The sequence below is a fragment of the Citrobacter sp. Cpo030 genome (assembly GCF_030333005.1).
GTDB lineage: Bacteria > Pseudomonadota > Gammaproteobacteria > Enterobacterales > Enterobacteriaceae > Citrobacter > Citrobacter portucalensis.
The window spans coordinates 207,600-226,767 of the sequence record NZ_JAOWGT010000067.1 but is presented as its reverse complement, the minus strand read 5'-3'; the positions used below and the strand labels follow the sequence as shown (position 1 = coordinate 226,767).

Below are 19,168 nucleotides of genomic sequence, written 5' to 3'. Positions count from 1 at the left end.
GACGGCAACAAAATGATGGCATGATCTATTCATAATCCGCCTCAAATTAACCCGCTGGATTATTACTTCCAGTGAATATTTCAGGCGAGCGGATCATGAAGAAAAGTGTACTGATGGCGACATTGTTGCTGGGCTTTGCGGGGACAACATTTGCACAAAGCGTTACCGTTGATGTCCCCAGCGGTTATAAAGTGGTGGTAGTACCCTCTTCCGTCAGCGTGCCCCAGGCGGTCAGCGTAACGACCGCACCACAAACGGTATATGTTGCTCCAGCGCCTGCTCCGGCCCCTGTCTATCGCGCACATCCTTATGCGCGACATGTGGCAAGCGTCGGTGAAGGGATGGTTATCGAACATCAGATTGACGACCACCACTAAGTTGTCGCCAGGCCCGGACAACCGTAATACTGGTCAGTTAAGATCTTTGGTGAGCGGTAGGCCGGATAAGGCGTTTACGCCGCCATCCGGCAATTTGCTACAGGCCGCCGGATGGCGCTTCGCTTATCCGGCCTACAGCGTGATTCTCTTATCAACATAATGATGAATTTATCGGCGTCATTATGCTCATATGCGCTGGATTGCGGAAATCCGGTCCTTAACCTTCCCGGGAATTCCCTACCCGTTTATCTTTCAGGAAGATAACCATCAGAATCAGCCACAGTACGCCGCTTGCCAGATTGAACAAGCTGAACAAGCCGTTCCCTCCCAGCAGATACGCGTGTTTACTCAGCTCAATACCAACGGTAAAAATCAGCATCTGCAGCATACCCATTGCGGCAGAAACGGTACCCTTACTCATTTCGCTGGCAAACAGCGTCAGGCGCACCAGCCCCGCATTCGCCACGCCAATGCCAAACGCATAGATACTCAAACCCGCCGTCATCCATAGATATGCATGGGATGACACCACCGTGGCCGCAGCGGCAATAATCAGGCCAACGGCGATTGGCCAGCCGCCCATGATAATTAGCGAACGCACGGTTTTTCGCGAAGTCAGACGCGCCAGCACCAGGTTACCGGCAATCAACGCGCCAAAAATCGGCACCTGCAACAGACCATATTCGTAGCTGCTGAGATGTTCACCACTGATGATAATAATCGGGGACTGCGCAATCCACGCCAGTAACGGCAGGCTGACAAAACCCAACGCCAGTGCGCCTGCAACGAAGCGCACGTTCCTCAGCACCAGCTTATAATCCTTGCCCAACTCTTTAATGGACAGCTTTTCACCAAGCCGGGTTGCCGTTTCCGGCATCGCGCGTTGCAGACCAAAAAAGGAGATGGCCGCCAGAGCAGCAAACAGGATAAACATCCCTTCCCACGGCAGAACATGTACCCAGGCTGCGCCTACCAACGGACCCAGCAGTGGCGCAATCAGCGCCACGTTTGCCATCAGCGCGGTAATTTTTATGCAGACCGCTTCTTCAAAAGATTCCTGAATGGCGGCGTAACCCACCGCACCAATAAAGCACAGGCTTATCCCCTGCAAAAAACGCAGGAAGGTAAATTGCTCAATATTCTGTGCAAGCAGGGTTGCAAGGCAGGTAACGATGAACCAGATCACGCCGGTTAACATTACCGGACGACGACCAATACGGTCCGACAGCGGTCCTAACAACCACTGCAAAAACATGCCGCCTGCCAGATAGGCGGTCATAGACGTAGGTACCCAATCTAATCCGGCGTTATATTGCGCCACCACCGCCAACATTCCGGGCTGGATCATATCGTTGCCAATATAAGTGGAGAATTCGTAAAGCACCAGACAGAGCGGGAAAAGTAATGCCTGACGCCCCAAACGGACGCCTGAAGATAAACGGTTCTGCATGCAATCTCTTAACTATAGAAAAATCGCGCAAAGTGTAATAAATGCGCCGTACTGGTGATAGTGAATTATGTGATTTGAAAGCAAAATGCGCACATTTTTACACTCATTTGCTCAAGAACATTTTGCTTTAAGGTTAATTTAAGTTGAGACCGCTATCATGCTCAATAAGCCTCATAAATTGTCTTAAAAATCGTCATTTAACAGGCAAATAAGACAAGACCGCTTTTTATCCCGTGAAAGCAATTTTATGCTCTTCCCCCTATGGGCCTTTTTAACGATTACACTGAGTCTGGACGTTATGCTGGAAAATCTGAACAATTCTCTTTTTTACTTGATCAATGCAACACCCGACTCTGCGCAATGGGCAATTTCGCTCGCCATTTTCATTGCCAAAGATCTGATCAGCATTGTGCCGCTGTTAGCCGTTGTGCTCTGGCTTTGGGGACCTCGTGGTCAGGTTACGCTCCAGCGCCAGTTGGTCATCAAAATGGCCATTGCGTTAGTAGTCGGTCTGACGATTTCCTGGCTGATGGGGCATCTTTTCCCCCACGATCGTCCGTTCGTTAACCACATCGGCTATAACTTCCTGCACCATGCGGCAGATGACTCTTTCCCGAGCGACCACGGTACGGTTATCTTTACCTTTGCTCTGGCCTTTCTGTTCTGGCATCGCTTGTGGACGGGTGCTCTGCTGATGGTTGTCGCCGTGGCGATTGCCTGGTCACGTGTTTACCTTGGCGTTCACTGGCCGCTGGATATGCTGGGCGGATTACTGGCCGGGTTGATCGGTTGCCTGAGCGCCCAGATGATCTGGCAACGGTTCGGCACAACCTTGTACCTCGGCTTGCAGACGTGCTATCGCACCTGCTTCGCCCTCCCCATCCGTAAAGGTTGGGTACGTGACTAACCCACGGTAAAAAGAGTAGTATTAAGCGCGAAACTGAGCACTTACTCTATTCTCCAGGGGAACTATGGAAACTCGACGCGACGAGCGTATTGGTCAATTACTGCAGGCGCTGAAACGCAGCGATAAATTACACCTCAAAGAAGCCGCGACGTTGCTGGGCGTATCTGAGATGACCATTCGTCGCGACCTGAATAATCATGATGCTCCCGTCGTGCTGCTCGGGGGCTATATTGTTCTGGAACCCCGCAGCGCTAACCACTATTTAATCAGCGATCAAAAATCCCGTCTGGTTGATGAAAAGCGTCGCGCTGCCCAGCAGGCGGCGAGTCTCGTGCAGGCGCATCAGACCATCTTTTTCGATTGCGGTACGACCACGCCGTGGATCATTGAAGCGATCGACAATGAACTGCCCTTCACCGCAATCTGCTACTCGTTGAATACGTTTCTGGTACTGCAGGAAAAACCGCAGTGCCGCGTCATTCTGTGTGGTGGCGAATTCCATGCCAGTAACGCGATTTTTAAACCGCTCGATTTCCAGGAAACGCTGAACAACCTCTGTCCGGATATCGCCTTTTATTCCGCGGCAGGCGTTCATATTGAGAAAGGCGCGACCTGTTTTAATCTGGAAGAACTGCCGGTGAAGCACTGGGCAATGTCGATGGCGCAGCATCACGTTTTGGTGGTCGATCACAGCAAGTTTGGTAAGGTGCGACCTGCAAGGATGGGGGAATTAAAACGCTTTGATACCATCATCAGTGATAACCGCCCTGACGATGCGTTTGTTGAGTACGCTAAAGCGCAACGTATCACGCTGAAGTACTAACAGATACTGCCGGACGGCGATTGCGCCATCCGGCAATAGATAAGATTAAGAGAACCAACCACCAAACCACTGGTGGAATTTCATCATCACAAAGTCCCACATGCGGCTAAAGAAACCACCCTCTTCCACATCTTCCATCACCATCAACGGACGCTGCTCAATGGATTTTCCGTTCAACTGGAAGTCGATAGTGCCCACAACCTGACCTTTCTTCAGCGGTGCTGTTAGCTGTGGTTCAGTCAGGGTAAAGCTGGCCTTCAGGTTTTTGAGCTGGCCACGCGGGATGGTCACAGACCCCCCTTCTCCGGCGCCCAAATTCACTTCACTCTTATCGCCAAACCAGACGCGCTGGGTCACGAAAGTCGCATCCGGCTTGATCGGCGTAACGGTTTCAAAGAAGCGGAAGCCCCAGGTCAGCAGCTTTTCTGACTCATTAAAACGAATGCGGTCGGTTTTTGCTCCCAGCACCACGGAGATCAGGCGCATATCGCCCTGGGTCGCGGAGGCCACCAGGTTGTATCCCGCCCCGGCAGTGGTCCCGGTTTTCATACCGTCCACGTTCAGGTTAGTACTCCACAGCAGACGGTTGCGGTTCGGTTGACGTATTTTATTGAAGGTAAATTCTTTCTCTTTGTGAATAGCGTACTCTTCCGGCACATCGTGGATTAACGCCTTCCCGAGCAACGCCATATCACGTGCGGTACTGAACTGTCCTGCCGCATCCAGGCCGTGTACCGTCTGGAAAGTCGTGTTAGTCAGCCCCAGTTTTTTCGCATAGCCGTTCATCAGACCAATAAAGGATTCCTGGCTGCCAGCAACGTAATCAGCGAGTGCAATACAGGCATCGTTACCTGACTGAATGATAACGCCTTTATTCAGATCGGACACCGCAACCTGATCGCCGGGCTTGAGGAACATGACCGACGAACCGCGCAGGGCTGGATTACCGGTCGCCCAGGCGTCTTTGCCCACGGTGACCATGTCGTTGAGGTTAATTTTTCCGGCCTTCAGCGCCTGCCCAACCACATAGCTGGTCATGATTTTGGTCAGACTGGCAGGATCCAGTTTCTCATCAGCATTACCTTCCGCCAGCACCTTACCACTGGCGTAATCCATCAGAATCCACGCGCGCGCGTCCACGCTCGGCGGGGCCGTCGGTTGCTCCGCCGCCTGTACGGTCGGCACCAAAAGGATTAAGAGTGCAGAACCTGCAGCAAAGCTGCGAAGTGAAGAGAAGTATTGCGTCATAAATGCCACCCGAGTATCCATTCCAAAAAACCACGTCATACCACACCGTGTTTACACAAAACCGGCCAAGCGACCTCGACCAACCCATGCAGAAAAAGTCTGATGGATGACGTGTAAAATAAGTGCGGTGAGTAATAACGCACTAACGAGCTTAAAGAAACCGTAAGTTGGTAAAGTTTTTAAAGTTTATGCAATAACGCCGCGCTGCGCTGCTCCTGGCACGATTTTTTTAGACTTTGTTGCGTAAATATTAGGTTTACCCCACCATGTGAGCTAGTCAGATGGCATCTGCAGCCATAAAGCTGCTCAATTAATTTGCGGGGTTACTATGATTACACTGTGGGGTCGCAATAACTCGACCAACGTAAAAAAAGTATTGTGGACGCTCGAGGAACTGGAACTGCCGTATAACCAAATTCTGGCGGGCGGGCAGCATGGCGGTAACCGCGATGCCGACTATCTGGCACTGAACCCGAACGGACTGGTCCCGCTACTACGCGATGATGAAACGGACGTTGTTCTGTGGGAATCCAATACCATTGTCCGCTATCTGGCCGCTCAGTACGGACAAAAACGTTTGTGGATTGACGCCCCGGCCGCGCGCGCTGTCGGTGAAAAATGGATGGACTGGGCAAATCAGACGCTAAGCCCTGCGCATCGGGTTATCTTATTTGGTTTGGTCAGAACACCTGCCGATCAGCGCGATATGGCGGCCATTGAGGCAAGTAAGCAAGTTTGCGATAACCTGTTTGCCATTCTGGATAACGCGCTGGCAGACCAGCCATGGTTCTCCGGGGCTGAATTTGGCACCGCGGATATCGCTGTGGCACCGTTCATCTATAACCTGTTCAACGTTGGCCTGAGCTGGACCCCGCGCCCGCATCTGGAACGCTGGTATCAACAACTGACCGAGCGCCCGGCGTTTCAAAAAATCGTGATGATCCCGGTCAGCTAACCAAATCAGGGACTCACTTTCAGTAATTCCCCGTCGGACTCGTCGGTTAGCACGTACAAATAACCGTCTGGTCCGACGCGCACATCACGGATCCGCTGCCCCCTTTCCTGCAACAGACGACCATCCTCAGTCACCGTATTCCCTTTAACGCTCAGCACGATCACTTCTTTATCTTTCAACGCGCCGATGAACAACTTTTGCCGCCACTGCGGGAAGGTACCGCTATTGTAAAAAGCCATTCCACTAACCGCCGGCGACTTTTCCCAGTAAAAGATGGGTTGTTCCGTGCCAGCAACAATTTGACCTTTTGCTTCGGGAATTTTCAAACCACTGTAGTTAACCCCCCAGGTCGCGATAGGCCAGCCGTAGTTTTTCCCTTTCTCGGGGATATTAATCTCATCGCCTCCGCGTGGACCATGCTCATTGAGCCACAGCACATCACTCCACGGATTCATCGCCATCCCCTGCGGGTTGCGGATGCCATACGACCAAATCTCTGCCCGCGCTCCCGCCTTGTTCACAAACGGATTATCCGGCGGAATTTTGCCCTCGTCGGTCAGTCTGACTAATTTACCCTGCAATTTATCCAGGTCCTGGGCGGTAGCACGTTGATTATTCTCTCCCAGGCCAATAAACAGATAACCGTTACCATCAAATACCAGACGTCCACCAAAATGGTTCCCGGTGGAAAGCTTTGGCTGTTGGCGAAAAACGGTCTGAAATCCTTGCAGATGTTTGAGATCGTCACTCAATCGCCCGTAGCCTACCGCGGTGCCCGCTTTGCCTTCGCGGTCGGCTTCAGCGAAGCTTAGCCATACCCGGCGAGATTGTACAAAATCCGGTGCTAACGCCACATCAAGCAGTCCTCCCTGACCATTCGCCCAGACTTTTGGTACGCCGGTCAGCGGGTCGGAAAGCCCTTTATCAGGCTGCCAGAGTCGAAGTTGCCCACCTTTGAGCGTAATGAGCATACCGCGATTATCGGGTAAAAAAGCCAGTGACCATGGGTGATCGAGTTTAGTTTGCAGCACTTCTACCTTTACCGCAGCGGCATAAGCTGAAAGTAACGCGAATGAGGCAGCACAGAGAAAGAGTCGACGCATAACACCTCCTTAATGGCTCTGCATAAAGCGTAGCCAGCAAGGGGAATTATCCCGCTACATTTACATAATCTTGACGAAAAGGGGGAGCGCCCTCCCCCTGATTCAGACGTGTTCCAGCGTTGGGTAAGATTGCAAACTCTGGATACTCAGCGTCAGCGTTGTCAGGCAGTTTTCAAGTTTCTCTGCGTTAACGGCGATAAACGTTGGACAATCGTGATGTCCACTCATAAGACAAACAGCGGCGGCGGCTAACGCCCCTTCAGCACGATGAAGGGCATTCCACTCTTCCTGATCAAGATGCATACCGTGAAGCTGTGATTGCTCGTGCAATTCGCGATTCAGTGCAAAAAAAACATCACGCAGGCGATCGCTCTCGCTAACTGACATGTAGCCTTTCGCTTTTCTCAACTGCAGATAAGCGGCAAGTTCGATACGGGCGTTTATCAATTTGTTGAGAAGATCGGTTCTCAGTCTGTCAACAACCATACTTTGTTCCTCCTCTTTCCAACTATGGTGCAACTTAATAGTATGGTTGTTTTTTGAACAAATAGATGTCCTACATCAATAAAGCCCAATTGATTAACATAATTTACAATGTTACAACTTCATTCTGTACGCTGATCGAAGGCGCCCAGTGTCTGACTCGCCTGACTTTTTTTGCTATACCTGATGTGGTTACTGCCATGGTGTTGATGATGAGGGGTCTATGTCGAAAGCAAATGATGCAGAAAAAATACGCACACTATCAAAAATAGATCTCAATCTGCTGACCATTTTCTGTTTGATCTATAGCGTGGGTAGCATTTCCAGAGTTGCTGACATGCTGAACATATCACCTTCCGCCGTCAGCCAGTCATTAAGAAAACTGCGCGAAATGATGGGTGATAATCTTTTTGTCCGTAGCGGGAATGCACTGTTACCGACGGTCTATTCTGATGAACTGTATGATAATACAATCCCAATTATCGATAAGCTGTCAACGCTGATGCCGCTTTCCACGCCTGCCGCCAAGAAAAGGTTAACGCTTTATACGGAATCTTTTATTTCCCCTATCGTTATTCCAGATGTCACCGCCAGAATAATCGAGACTGACGCCGATATCAGCCTCCTGCACCTTACCGCCGACCTGAATGAACAGAGTATTATTGAACTGCTGAATATGCGTCAGGCAGATGTCGTTTTTTCTACCTTTTCTGTAGAGTCAGCAAGTCTTTCATGCCAGAAAATATGCGATATGCGCCTGGTGCTGGCGGCCTCGCAGAATAATTCTTTATATGGTAACACCATCAGTGAAGCGCAATTCAGAAATGCTAACCTGGTCGGTTACAATACTAAGAATGAGAAAATCATTTATCATCGCAGTATTGTGGATAAAAAATTCAGAACCGGAGAACGCTGCCTGCTTACCTCATCGTTTACGGCGATTCTGACGATTGTGTCCAATACCCATTGTTTAGGGGTGATCCCGGAAAAGGTATTTGAAACACACGCTCAGCTGTATGGACTAAAAAAAATAAACACTCCGTTTCCCTTGCCACAATTTAGCGTGTTTGCCTCATCGCGCAAAGAAAGCAATACCCACAAAATCCTCTCACCTATTCTGGCTGATTTGCAAACAGCCTCCCTGTGATGAAAACCAGAGAGGCTGAGCGTTAGAAAAACTGATTACACGCGAATTTTTGCTATGCGCCAGATATGGTCGGCATATTCCTGAACCGTTCTGTCCGACGAGAAATACCCCATGTTAGCAATATTGTGCATGGTTTTTGTCGTCCACTCCCGGGGAGTACGATACAACTCGTCCACCGAATCCTGGCAATCTACATAGCTGCGATAATCGGCCAACACCTGATAGTAGTCGCCGAAGTTAATCAATGAATCCAACACCTCTCTATAACGCCCTGGCTCCTGCGGACTGAACACCCCCGTACCGATTTGCGTCAGCACCTGATGAAGTTCCTCATCCTTTTCAAAGATGTGCCTCGGGTCATAGCCATCACGTCGCAGAGTTTCAACCTGATTCGCCGTATTGCCAAAGATAAAGATGTTATCTTCCCCAACGTATTCGCGCATTTCGATATTCGCACCGTCAAGCGTACCGATAGTCAGCGCACCATTCATACCGAATTTCATATTACTGGTCCCGGAGGCTTCCGTCCCGGCCAGGGAAATTTGCTCTGACAGATCGGCTGCCGGAATAATTAGCTGAGCAAGACTGACGCTGTAATCCGGAATAAATACTACTTTCAGTTTGCCGCCAATCTGCGGATCGTTATTGACTAACTGCGCCACATCGTTAATCAAGCGAATAATTTGTTTTGCCATGTGATAAGAGGAGGCTGCTTTTCCGGCAAAGATATTCACTCGCGGTACCCAGTTGGCATCCGGCGCGGCTTTGATCCGGTTATAACGTGTAATAACGTGGAGCACATTCATGAGTTGCCGCTTGTACTCGTGGATGCGTTTCACCTGCACATCAAACAGCGCATCAGGATTCACCACCACGCCGTAGTGAGTGGCAATATGGTGCGCCAGCCGCTGCTTATTTTCACGTTTCGCACGATGCACAGCCTCATTCACCGACGGATAATCTATAAACTGCTTCAGCTCGCCCAACTGCATTAATTTAGTCCGCCAGCTGTCACCGATATTTTCGTCCAGCACTTTGGCAAGCGGTGGATTCGCCAGCGCCAGCCAACGACGCGCAGTCACACCATTGGTTACGTTGGTGAAACGCAGGGGAAAAATATTCGCAAAATCTGCAAACAGTGATTCGGTCATCAGTTTTGAATGCAATGCCGACACGCCGTTAACCTTATGACTGACAACTACTGCCAGCCAGGCCATACGAACGACGCGACCATTGGATTCATCAATTAACGACACACGTTTCAGTAGATCGCTGTCATTACGATAACGTTCCTGTAAGGTCTTCAGAAAACGATCGTTAATCTCAAAAATAATCTGCAAATGGCGCGGCAAAATTCGACTTAGCATTTCTACTGGCCAGGTCTCCAGCGCCTCACTCATCAACGTATGGTTGGTATAAGAAAAAATCTGACAGGTCACGTCAAACGCGTTATCCCAACTAAACTGATGATGATCAATCAATAAACGCATCAACTCAGGGATCGCCAGTACCGGATGCGTATCATTAAGGTGAATCGCAATTTTATCGGCCAGATTGTCGTATGTTTTGTGCAACTGATAATGACGACTCAGAATATCCTGAATCGTCGCCGAGGCCAAGAAATAGGCCTGGCGTAAACGCAATTCACGCCCCGCATCGGTGGAATCATCCGGGTACAAAACCCGCGAGATACGATCGAAGTGGTATTTGTTTTCCACTTCAGTAGCAAAGTCGGCCTGCTGATTCAGTTTGCCCGCATTAACTTCGCTATTCACCTGCACGTTCCACAAGCGTAACGTATTAGTCGTGTCCGTCGCATAACCTGGAATAATTTGATCATGCGCCACGGCCAGAATATCCTCAGTTTCAAGCCAGCGGGTTTTATTCCCCTCCTGTTGAACACGCCCGCCAAAACGTACTTTATAATGCGTATTATGACGTTTGAACTCCCAGGGATTACCGTATTCCAGCCAATAATCCAGCGACTCTTTTTGTACACCGTTAACGATATTTTGTTTGAACATACCGTAGTTATAACGAATACCGTATCCACATCCCGGCAACCCAAGCGTCGCCAGTGAATCAAGGAAGCAGGCCGCCAGACGACCGAGACCACCATTACCTAACCCGGGATCGTTTTCTTCATCAATCAGTTCTTCCAGTTCAAGCCCCATTGCCTCCAGCGCGCTTCTGACTTCGTCATAAATACCTAAAGAGAGCAATGCATTGGATAGCGTACGACCAATTAAAAATTCCATCGACAGATAATATACCTGGCGCGCATCCTGAGAGAATTGCGCCCGATTAGAACGGTGCCAGCACTCGACCATCCGATCGCGTACCGCATATAACGTCGCATTAAGCCACTCCCGTTTCGTGGCGATTGCGGGATCTTTGCCAATAGTGAATAAAAGTTTATTAGCAATATCATCTCTAAGTTTATCAACATCAGAGTCCGTGGCGACCGGAAGTGGCGAAATATACATATTAACGTTACCTTTCAAATTTTGTAGGATGGTAATAGACAGGTGAATTATTTAAAGTTTGGGTACGTGAGCGTTAGATTTTTGTCGAATATTTTCATGACTGGCGATGAACGTTAATTCTGTCATTAATACACGCCAACTTAAGCCTGTGGCAAGTGAGATATAATATAAACTCACACCATTAGCATAAAGAGTTTTAGCCATTTCAAGTTTCGACTTCAAAACAATATCTTTCAAATTAAACCTCATTAGTAACGCTCGACGAGATAAAATTTACGATAATGAGTGTCTATAGCCAAGAAGCGGCACTTAAAGCCGGAATTAGACTCACTAAACACCTTTCACTGACCGATCTACTCTTTATAGGTATCGCTCTTTATTCTCTCCGTCTTATGCTGATCAGATATAGATGTACCGTGAAGGCATCTGTATAATCCCCCGATTACGAGCAATGTACAGTATAAGAAAATGGCAAAAATTGGTTTTATATCACTAGGTTGTCCGAAAAACCTCGTCGATTCTGAGCGCATCCTGACCGAACTTCGTACCGAAGGCTATGATGTTGTGCCAAGCTACGACGACGCGGATATGGTTATCGTTAATACCTGCGGCTTTATCGACAGTGCGGTTCAGGAGTCCCTGGAAGCAATTGGCGAAGCGCTGAATGAGAACGGTAAGGTGATTGTCACCGGCTGTCTGGGCGCGAAAGTCGATCAGATCCGTGAAGTCCACCCGAAGGTACTGGAAATCACCGGGCCGCATAGCTATGAACAGGTTCTGGAGCACGTTCACCACTATGTGCCAAAACCAAAACACAACCCGTTCCAGAGCCTGGTTCCTGAGCAGGGCGTTAAGCTGACTCCTCGCCATTACGCCTATCTGAAGATTTCCGAGGGCTGTAACCACCGCTGCACGTTCTGCATTATTCCATCCATGCGCGGCGATCTGGTGAGCCGTCCGATTGGCGACGTCCTCAGCGAAGCCAAGCGTCTGGTCGATGCGGGCGTGAAAGAGATTCTGGTAATCTCTCAGGATACCTCTGCTTACGGTGTAGATGTGAAGCATCGTACCGGTTTCCATAACGGCGAGCCGGTCAAAACCAGCATGGTTGATCTGTGCGAACAGTTATCAAAACTGGGGATCTGGACGCGCCTCCATTACGTCTACCCTTACCCGCACGTTGATGATGTGATCCCGCTGATGGCGGAAGGCAAAATCCTGCCGTATCTGGACATCCCGTTACAGCATGCCAGCCCGCGTATTCTTAAACTGATGAAACGCCCGGGCTCCGTGGACAGACAGCTGGCGCGCATCAAGCAGTGGCGTGAAATCTGCCCTGAACTGACGCTGCGCTCCACCTTCATTGTTGGTTTCCCGGGTGAAACGGAAGAAGACTTCCAGATGTTGCTCGACTTCCTGAAGGAAGCGCGTCTGGATCGCGTGGGCTGCTTTAAATACAGCCCGGTAGAAGGCGCTGGCGCTAATGACCTGCCGGATCAAATCCCGGAAGAGGTGAAAGAAGAACGCTGGAACCGCTTTATGCAATTGCAGCAGCAGATCTCTGCTGAACGTTTGCAGGAGAAAGTGGGCCGCGAGATTCTGGTTATCGTTGATGAAGTTGACGAAGAAGGCGCAATTGGTCGTAGCATGGCTGATGCTCCAGAAATCGACGGCGCGGTATACCTGAATGGTGAAACCAAGGTGAAACCTGGCGATATCATCCGCGTGAAGGTCGAAAACGCAGATGAATACGATCTGTGGGGCACCCGCGTTTAATTAGCGTAACCCAACGTAGGCCGGATAAGGCATTTATGCCGCATCCGGCAATGCCTTATCCGGCCTACGGTTTACCCTTTAATTTTCGGGTCCAGCGCGTCGCGCAGACCATCTCCCAGTAAGTTAAACGCCAGCACCGTCAGGAATATCGCTACCGCCGGGAAAATCGCCACGTGCGGCGCGATCACCATATCAGCGCGCGCTTCATTAAGCATTGCCCCCCACTCCGGCGTCGGCGGCTGTGCGCCTAATCCCAGGAATGACAAGCTCGCGGCAGAGATAATCGACGTACCAATTCGCATGGTAAAGAAGACCACGATCGATGAGACCGTTCCAGGCAGAATATGGTTGAAGATGATGGTCGCATCGCTGGCACCAATACTGCGCGCAGACTCAATAAACGTCTGTTGCTTCAGCACCAGCGTATTCCCGCGCACCAGGCGCGCGAAGGCTGGAATGGAGAAAATGGCCACGGCAATGATCACATTAGCAATTCCGCTGCCCAGCACGGCGACCACGGCTATCGCCAGCAATATCCCCGGAAAGGCGAACAGCACATCGCAGATTCGCATGATCAGTCGATCCCACCAGCCTTCGTAGTATCCCGCCAGCAGCCCCAGTACCGTACCAATCGCCGCGCCAATAAACACGGCAAAGACTCCTGCCGCCAGCGAGATTTGCGCGCCAACCAGCACGCGGCTAAAAATATCCCGTCCCAGTGAGTCAACGCCAAACCAATGCAGCATCGACGGCCCATCATTCAAACGGTCATAATCGAAGTAATTCTCGGCATCAAATGGCGTCAGCCAGCGGGCAAAAATCGCCACCATGATCAGGAGCAATACAAACAGCCCAGCGACCATCGCCATGTGCTGTCGACGGAACCGACGCCAGAACTCATGCCACGGTGTGCGTATCTGCTCTGGCTTAACAAGGGGCATCGCATTTAAAATCGCCTGTCGGCGCCAGTTAAAAAATCGCATCCTTACTTGTACCTGATAGCCGGATTAATGGCAGCGTAGAGCACATCCACCACTAAGTTAATAAGAATAAATTCCAGAGAAAACAACAGTACCTCGGCCTGAATCACCGGGTAGTCGCGCATTTCGACGGAGTCCACCAACAGTCGCCCAAGCCCTGGCCAGTTGAACACCTTCTCAACCACGATTGATCCACCAAGCAAAAAGCCAAACTGTAGTCCCATCATGGTGACCACCGGGATCATCGCATTACGCAGACCATGTTTTAACACCACCCAGGTTTCACTCACCCCTTTAGCGCGCGCGGTACGCATATAATCTTCGCTGAGCACATCAACAAACGAGGCGCGAGTAAATCGGGCTAACACCGCAGCCACCGCCGCGCCCAGCGTAATAGACGGGAGGATATAGTGCATCCAGGTGTCAGCGCCAACGGTGGGTAACCAACCGAGCTCAACGGAGAATATCTGCATCAGCAGCATGCCAAGCGCAAACGCCGGGAACGAGATCCCGGTGACCGCCAGCGTCATGCTTAATCTGTCCGGCCAACGATTTCGCCATACGGCAGCAATGATCCCCGCCGTCATACCAAACAATACCGCCCACGCCATACTGGCAATAGTCAGCCATAGTGATGGCATAAAACGACTGGCTATCTCTTCAGAAACCGGGCGACGAGAAACCATCGACGTGCCAAAATCGCCCTGCAACACGTTGGTCATGTAATGCCAGAACTGAACATGCAGCGGCTGGTCCAGACCCAGCTGCTTACGCACCAATTCAATCACCTCGGCGTCAGCTTCCGGTCCGGCAATCAGCCGGGCCGGATCGCCGGGTAGCAGATGAACAAATAAAAATACCAGCACCGCAACAATCAACAGAGTTGGAATCAACCCCAGCAGGCGCTTGAAAACATAGTTAAGCATCACGCTCCCTTCGCCGGCCCCTGGGCTGCGGGGCCGAATGAATAGCTTATTTTAAATCCGCATCATCAAAGCTAAATCCGGTATCCGGCATGATCCAGAATCCGGTCAACCTGGTGCTGTGCGCCGAAATCAGTTTTTCCACTACCAGCGGGATCCACGGCGACTCTTTCCAGATAATATCCTGCGCGTCTTTGTACAGCTTCGCTTTCTGCGCCGGATCGTTAGTTTGCAACGCTGCCGATAAATCACTGTCCACCTGCTTATTGCTGTAGAACGCCGTGTTAAACAGAGTTGGCGGCCAGTTTTGTGATGCAAACAGCGGTGACAGCGCCCAGTCAGCTTCACCCGTAGACGCCGACCAGCCGGTGTAGAACATCCGTACCCCGCTCTCTTTCTGCGCTTTCCCTTCCACTTCCGCGGCGCGCTGACCAGCATCCATCGCTGTAACCTGAGCCTTAATGCCCACCTGCGCCAGCTGCTGCTGGGTAAATTGCAGCACTTTCTGCGCGGTACTGTGGTTATGCGAAGACCATAGCGTAGTGGTAAAACCGTTCGGATAACCTGCTTCTTTCAGCAGTTCGCGCGCTTTCGCCGGGTCGTAGGGCCACGGCGTATAGCTTTGCGCATAGGCTATCGACGGGGGGAGAACGCCGGTTGCCGGCGTCGCGTAACCAGCAAAAGCCACTTTCACCAGCGCCTGGCGGTTGATGGCATAGTTCAGCGCTTCACGCACTTTTGGGTTGTCGAACGGTTTTTGCGTGACGTTCATGCTGATATAACGCTGCATAATAGACGGACTGGCCACCAGTTCCAGGTTTTTGTTCTTCGCCAGTAACGCCGCCTGCTCGTAAGGGATTGGGAAGGCAAACTGCGCTTCCCCAGTTTGTAGCATGGCTGCACGCGTGTTGTTGTCGGTCACCGGACGCCAGGTAATCGTATCCAGCTTTGGCAGCCCTTGCTGCCAGTAGCCCGCGAACTTCTTAACCTTCACAAAATCCGTCTGATTCCAGGTATCAAGCTGGTACGGCCCGGTCCCCACAGGATGGAAACCGATCTCCTTACCGTATTTCTCCAGCGCGGCGGGAGAAATCATCACCGTTGCCGGGTGCGCCAGAATATTGATAAAGGCAGAGAACGGCTGTTTCAGCGTAATCTTCACCGTCGACGGATCGACGACTTCGGTTTTATCGATATTCTTATACAGGTTGTAACGTTTCAGATGGTTTTCCGGGTTACTGGCCCGATCGAGGTTAGCTTTAACCGCATCGGCGTTGAAGTCGGTGCCATCCTGAAACTTCACCCCCTGACGCAGCTTAAGGGTATAGGTCAGCCCATCATCAGAAACCGTATAACTCTCCGCGAGCACATTTTTCAGTTTCATCTCTTTATCAAGGCCAAACAACCCCTGATAAAACGACTTCGCTACCGCCTGCGACAACGTGTCATTCGCGTCATAGGGGTCGAGCGTCGTGAAATTGGATCCCACCGCCACCACCACATCTTTGGCGGCCCAGCCAGGCGATGCGGCCAGTGCAGAGACCACTCCCACAGCAACCAGCCATTTTCGAGCAACAATTTTTGTCATGTTATTCTCCTTAAACCCTGCCTGCCTGTTATAAACGCGAAAGCGCATTTTCTGGTTGCCCACGCGCAACATAATGCCCCGGACCAACTAACTGGAGCGAAACGGGGGAAATCTCTTCGCCACGTTTGCGAATATTGCTGGGGATATCGTCCGACAACAGCACGCGCTGGGGACGGTGATGGGATGGATCGGCGACCGGAACTGCCGCCATCAGCTTGCGAGTGTACGGATGTTGCGGATTTTCAAACACCGCCCGCCGGGTGCCTATCTCAACGATCTGCCCCAGATACATCACCGCCACACGGTGACTGATCCGTTCCACTACCGCCATATCGTGGGAAATAAACAGATATGCGATACCCAATTCTCGCTGCAGGTCGAGCATCAGGTTGATGATTTGCCCACGAATTGAAACATCCAGCGCCGAGACAGATTCATCGGCAATAATCACTTTGGGATTGAGCGCCAATGCCCGTGCAATACAGATACGCTGACGCTGACCGCCGGAAAACTCATGCGGATAGCGCCAGGCATGCTCAGGTAGCAAGCCTACACGTTCCAACAACCATGCAACCCGTTTTGACCCCGCATCGCCCTGCAATAATCCATGTACCCGTAGCGGCTCCAGAATGGAATATCCCACAGTCTGGCGCGGATCGAGCGAGGCATACGGATCCTGGAAGATAAACTGAATATCCCGACGCAGCGGCTGCAACTTGCTGGCAGCAAGGGTATCAATACGCTGTCCGTTGAAAATGATTTCCCCACGCTGAGACTCAACCAGGCGCAGCAGCGCCCGCCCGGTGGTGGATTTCCCGCAGCCCGACTCCCCCACCAGTGAGAGCGTTTCTCCCGGCCACAGGTCAAAGCTGACGTTTTCCACTGCATGCACCTCGCGAGTCACGCGATTTAGAATGCCGCTGCGTAGAGGAAAACGCGTCACCAAATTACGTACCCGCAGAATAGGCTCGCCTTCAACCACGGTGTCCTGCTCGGTCTGCGGTTCTACATGACTGGGATCGTGCAATGAAATGAGCGGGAAACGGCGCGGAAGCTCATGCCCGTTCATCGCCCCAAGCTGCGGCACGGCTGCCAACAGCGCTTTGGTATAGGGATGCTGGGGAGCGTGAAAAATTTGTTCAACGCTGCCGGTTTCTACCGCCTCGCCCTGATACATCACCAGCACGCGGTCAGCAATATCCGCCACAACGCCCATATCGTGGGTAATGAAGATCACTCCCATCGACATATCCTGCTGCAACACTTTTATCAGTTGCAGGATCTGCGCCTGAATGGTGACATCCAGCGCGGTCGTCGGCTCATCGGCAATTAAAACCGCAGGGCGACACGACAGTGCCATGGCGATCATCACCCGCTGGCGCATACCGCCGGAAAGCTGGTGTGGATATCGCGATAAAATCGCCTTCGCCTCGGGGATACGCACCTGATCGAGCATTCGCTTCGCTTCTACCATCGCCTCTTCATGGCTGGCGCCCTGGTGCAAGCGTATAGACTCTGCAATCTGCTCGCCCACGGTAAACACCGGATTGAGCGATGTCATAGGCTCCTGGAAGATCATCGCGATATCCGCACCGCGCACGTGACGCATTTGTGATGCGCTCTGTTCACCCAGCTCAATAACCTGTCGGTTACGGCGTCGTAGCAGCATTTCATCGCAGCTGACTTCGCCGCCTGCCTGTTCAATCAGACGCATCAGCGACAAGGCTGTTACCGATTTTCCTGAACCGGATTCGCCCACGATCGCCAGCGTTTCGCCACGCTTCAGGCGAAATGACAGATTGCGCACCGCACTGACGCGCTGCTGCTCCTGTTCAAAGGCAATATTCAGATTGTTGACTGCCAGCACGTCGCTGGCATCAAGCTCATCACTGTGTGGCAACGCTATCTCCTTTTTCCCGATAAATACCGGTGGTTGGCGTATCGCCTGCGTATCCCCAGGCGCGGTACATGCCTTCGCTATTAAACGGCAAGGCGACATTGCCCTCATGATCGATAGCAATTAAACCGCCGCTGCCACCGAGCGCCGGTAATTTTTCCATTACTACGCGTTCACACGCCTCCGATAAACTCAGACCGCCATAGTCCATCAACGCCGCAATGTCATAGGCCGCCAGCGCACGAATAAAGACTTCCCCGGTTCCGGTGCAGGAGACTGCCACACTTGCGTTATTGGCATAACAGCCTGCGCCGACCAACGGACTGTCACCCACCCGCCCCGGTAATTTGTTGGTCATTCCACCGGTCGATGTTGCGGCCGCCAGATTGCCAAACATATCTAACGCGACCGCCCCCACGGTACCCATTTTGTTGTTTTCATCCAGCGGGCTCGCGCTATGGTCCAGCACCGTTTCACCCGCTGTTCGCGCCGCCAGCAGTTGAGCATAGCGTTCTGGCGTAGAGAAAATATCCGCTGATACGCGTTCCATACCCTGCGCAATGGCAAAGTTCTCAGCCCCTTCACCTATCATCATGACGTGTGGGCTATGTTCCATTACCAGGCGCGCCGCGAGAATCGGATTGCGTAAATGGCTGACTCCGGCAACGGCTCCCGCATTAAGCGTGTTACCGTCCATCACGCAGGCATCCAGTTCATGGGTTTCATCACGGGTATATACCGCGCCAATTCCGGCATTAAACAACGGACACTCTTCCAGTAAGCGCACGGCTTCGGTCACCACATCCAGTGCGCTACGACCGTCCTCTAGCATCCGCTGGCCGGTTTCAACGATATCCGACAGCGCCTGAATATAACGCAACTCTTGCTCCTGACTCAGCTGCGAACGGGTGATAGCCCCTGCGCCGCCGTGAATTGCAATGACTGCTTTACCCATTTTTTTCGTCCATTAGGTGGCAGGTACCGGGGTTATAAATATCAGAATTTCTGTGACTTATTGATTCGAT

The 19,168-nt window shown here is 51.5% G+C and carries 16 protein-coding genes; 6 read left to right on the top strand and 10 right to left on the bottom strand.

Going from position 1 to position 19,168, the window contains the following annotated elements; translation table 11 throughout:
• Positions 1–95: 95 nt before the first annotated feature.
• Positions 96–377, top strand: a complete 282-nt coding sequence (locus OGY37_RS14050) for a hypothetical protein (RefSeq protein WP_003831642.1) — start codon at positions 96–98, stop codon at positions 375–377.
• A gap of 217 nt (positions 378–594) precedes the next feature.
• Here OGY37_RS14050 and OGY37_RS14045 read toward each other — a convergent pair whose 3' ends face one another.
• Positions 595–1,827 carry an MFS transporter gene (locus OGY37_RS14045; RefSeq protein ID WP_008784235.1) on the bottom strand — a complete coding sequence of 411 codons (1,233 nt, stop codon included), beginning with the start codon at positions 1,825–1,827 and terminating at the stop codon, positions 595–597.
• Between the two features lie 298 nt (positions 1,828–2,125).
• Here OGY37_RS14045 and ybjG point away from each other — a divergent pair, with 298 nt between their 5' ends.
• Positions 2,126–2,734 (top strand): undecaprenyl-diphosphate phosphatase, encoded by a 609-nt coding sequence (ybjG, locus tag OGY37_RS14040; protein ID WP_003831635.1) that lies wholly within the window; start codon positions 2,126–2,128, stop codon positions 2,732–2,734.
• Positions 2,735–2,798: 64 nt separating this feature from the next.
• A complete protein-coding gene (gene deoR / locus OGY37_RS14035; RefSeq protein WP_003831632.1) occupies positions 2,799–3,557 on the top strand; it encodes a DNA-binding transcriptional repressor DeoR in 759 nt (252 codons plus the stop codon).
• 45 nt (positions 3,558–3,602) lie between these two features.
• Here deoR and dacC read toward each other — a convergent pair whose 3' ends face one another.
• A complete protein-coding gene (gene dacC / locus OGY37_RS14030; protein WP_003831630.1) occupies positions 3,603–4,805 on the bottom strand; it encodes a serine-type D-Ala-D-Ala carboxypeptidase in 1,203 nt (400 codons plus the stop codon).
• A 328-nt stretch (positions 4,806–5,133) separates the two neighbouring features.
• Here dacC and OGY37_RS14025 point away from each other — a divergent pair, with 328 nt between their 5' ends.
• Entirely contained in the window at positions 5,134–5,760 is a 627-nt protein-coding gene (locus tag OGY37_RS14025) for a glutathione S-transferase family protein (protein WP_003831628.1), read from the top strand.
• Positions 5,761–5,765: 5 nt separating this feature from the next.
• On the opposite strand, the gene OGY37_RS14020 is transcribed toward OGY37_RS14025, so the two are convergent.
• Both OGY37_RS14020 and bssR read right to left on the bottom strand, forming a co-directional pair.
• Entirely contained in the window at positions 5,766–6,863 is a 1,098-nt protein-coding gene (locus OGY37_RS14020) for a PQQ-dependent sugar dehydrogenase (RefSeq protein WP_286621032.1), read from the bottom strand.
• Between the two features lie 102 nt (positions 6,864–6,965).
• The gene (gene bssR / locus OGY37_RS14015; protein WP_008784229.1) at positions 6,966–7,349 is read right to left on the bottom strand and encodes a biofilm formation regulator BssR; all 384 of its coding nucleotides are present in this window, start codon (positions 7,347–7,349) and stop codon (positions 6,966–6,968) included.
• A gap of 220 nt (positions 7,350–7,569) precedes the next feature.
• On the opposite strand from bssR, the gene OGY37_RS14010 reads away from it, so the two are divergent.
• Complete coding sequence (locus OGY37_RS14010; RefSeq protein ID WP_063940643.1) at positions 7,570–8,493, top strand: LysR family transcriptional regulator; 924 nt, start codon at positions 7,570–7,572, stop codon at positions 8,491–8,493.
• Positions 8,494–8,528: 35 nt separating this feature from the next.
• On the opposite strand, the gene glgP is transcribed toward OGY37_RS14010, so the two are convergent.
• On the bottom strand, positions 8,529–10,979 hold the full coding sequence (glgP, locus tag OGY37_RS14005; protein WP_126318708.1) for a glycogen phosphorylase: 2,451 nt from the start codon (positions 10,977–10,979) through the stop codon (positions 8,529–8,531).
• A gap of 468 nt (positions 10,980–11,447) precedes the next feature.
• Between glgP and rimO the strand changes: the two genes are divergently transcribed.
• Complete coding sequence (gene rimO, locus OGY37_RS14000; protein WP_003831616.1) at positions 11,448–12,755, top strand: 30S ribosomal protein S12 methylthiotransferase RimO; 1,308 nt, start codon at positions 11,448–11,450, stop codon at positions 12,753–12,755.
• A 71-nt stretch (positions 12,756–12,826) separates the two neighbouring features.
• On the opposite strand, the gene gsiD is transcribed toward rimO, so the two are convergent.
• Genes gsiD through iaaA form a run of 5 tightly spaced genes read right to left on the bottom strand, consistent with a single transcriptional unit; the run spans position 12,827 to position 19,098 of the window.
• Positions 12,827–13,738 (bottom strand): glutathione ABC transporter permease GsiD, encoded by a 912-nt coding sequence (gene gsiD, locus OGY37_RS13995; protein WP_003831612.1) that lies wholly within the window; start codon positions 13,736–13,738, stop codon positions 12,827–12,829.
• Between the two features lie 2 nt (positions 13,739–13,740).
• Entirely contained in the window at positions 13,741–14,661 is a 921-nt protein-coding gene (gene gsiC, locus OGY37_RS13990) for a glutathione ABC transporter permease GsiC (protein WP_048235754.1), read from the bottom strand.
• A 46-nt stretch (positions 14,662–14,707) separates the two neighbouring features.
• Entirely contained in the window at positions 14,708–16,246 is a 1,539-nt protein-coding gene (gene gsiB, locus OGY37_RS13985) for a glutathione ABC transporter substrate-binding protein GsiB (RefSeq protein ID WP_126318710.1), read from the bottom strand.
• Between the two features lie 28 nt (positions 16,247–16,274).
• A complete protein-coding gene (gsiA, locus tag OGY37_RS13980; protein ID WP_286546902.1) occupies positions 16,275–18,146 on the bottom strand; it encodes a glutathione ABC transporter ATP-binding protein GsiA in 1,872 nt (623 codons plus the stop codon).
• Positions 18,133–19,098 (bottom strand): beta-aspartyl-peptidase, encoded by a 966-nt coding sequence (gene iaaA, locus OGY37_RS13975; protein WP_003836974.1) that lies wholly within the window; start codon positions 19,096–19,098, stop codon positions 18,133–18,135. Before iaaA ends, gsiA begins: the two co-directional genes overlap by 14 nt.
• Positions 19,099–19,168 lie beyond the last annotated feature (70 nt).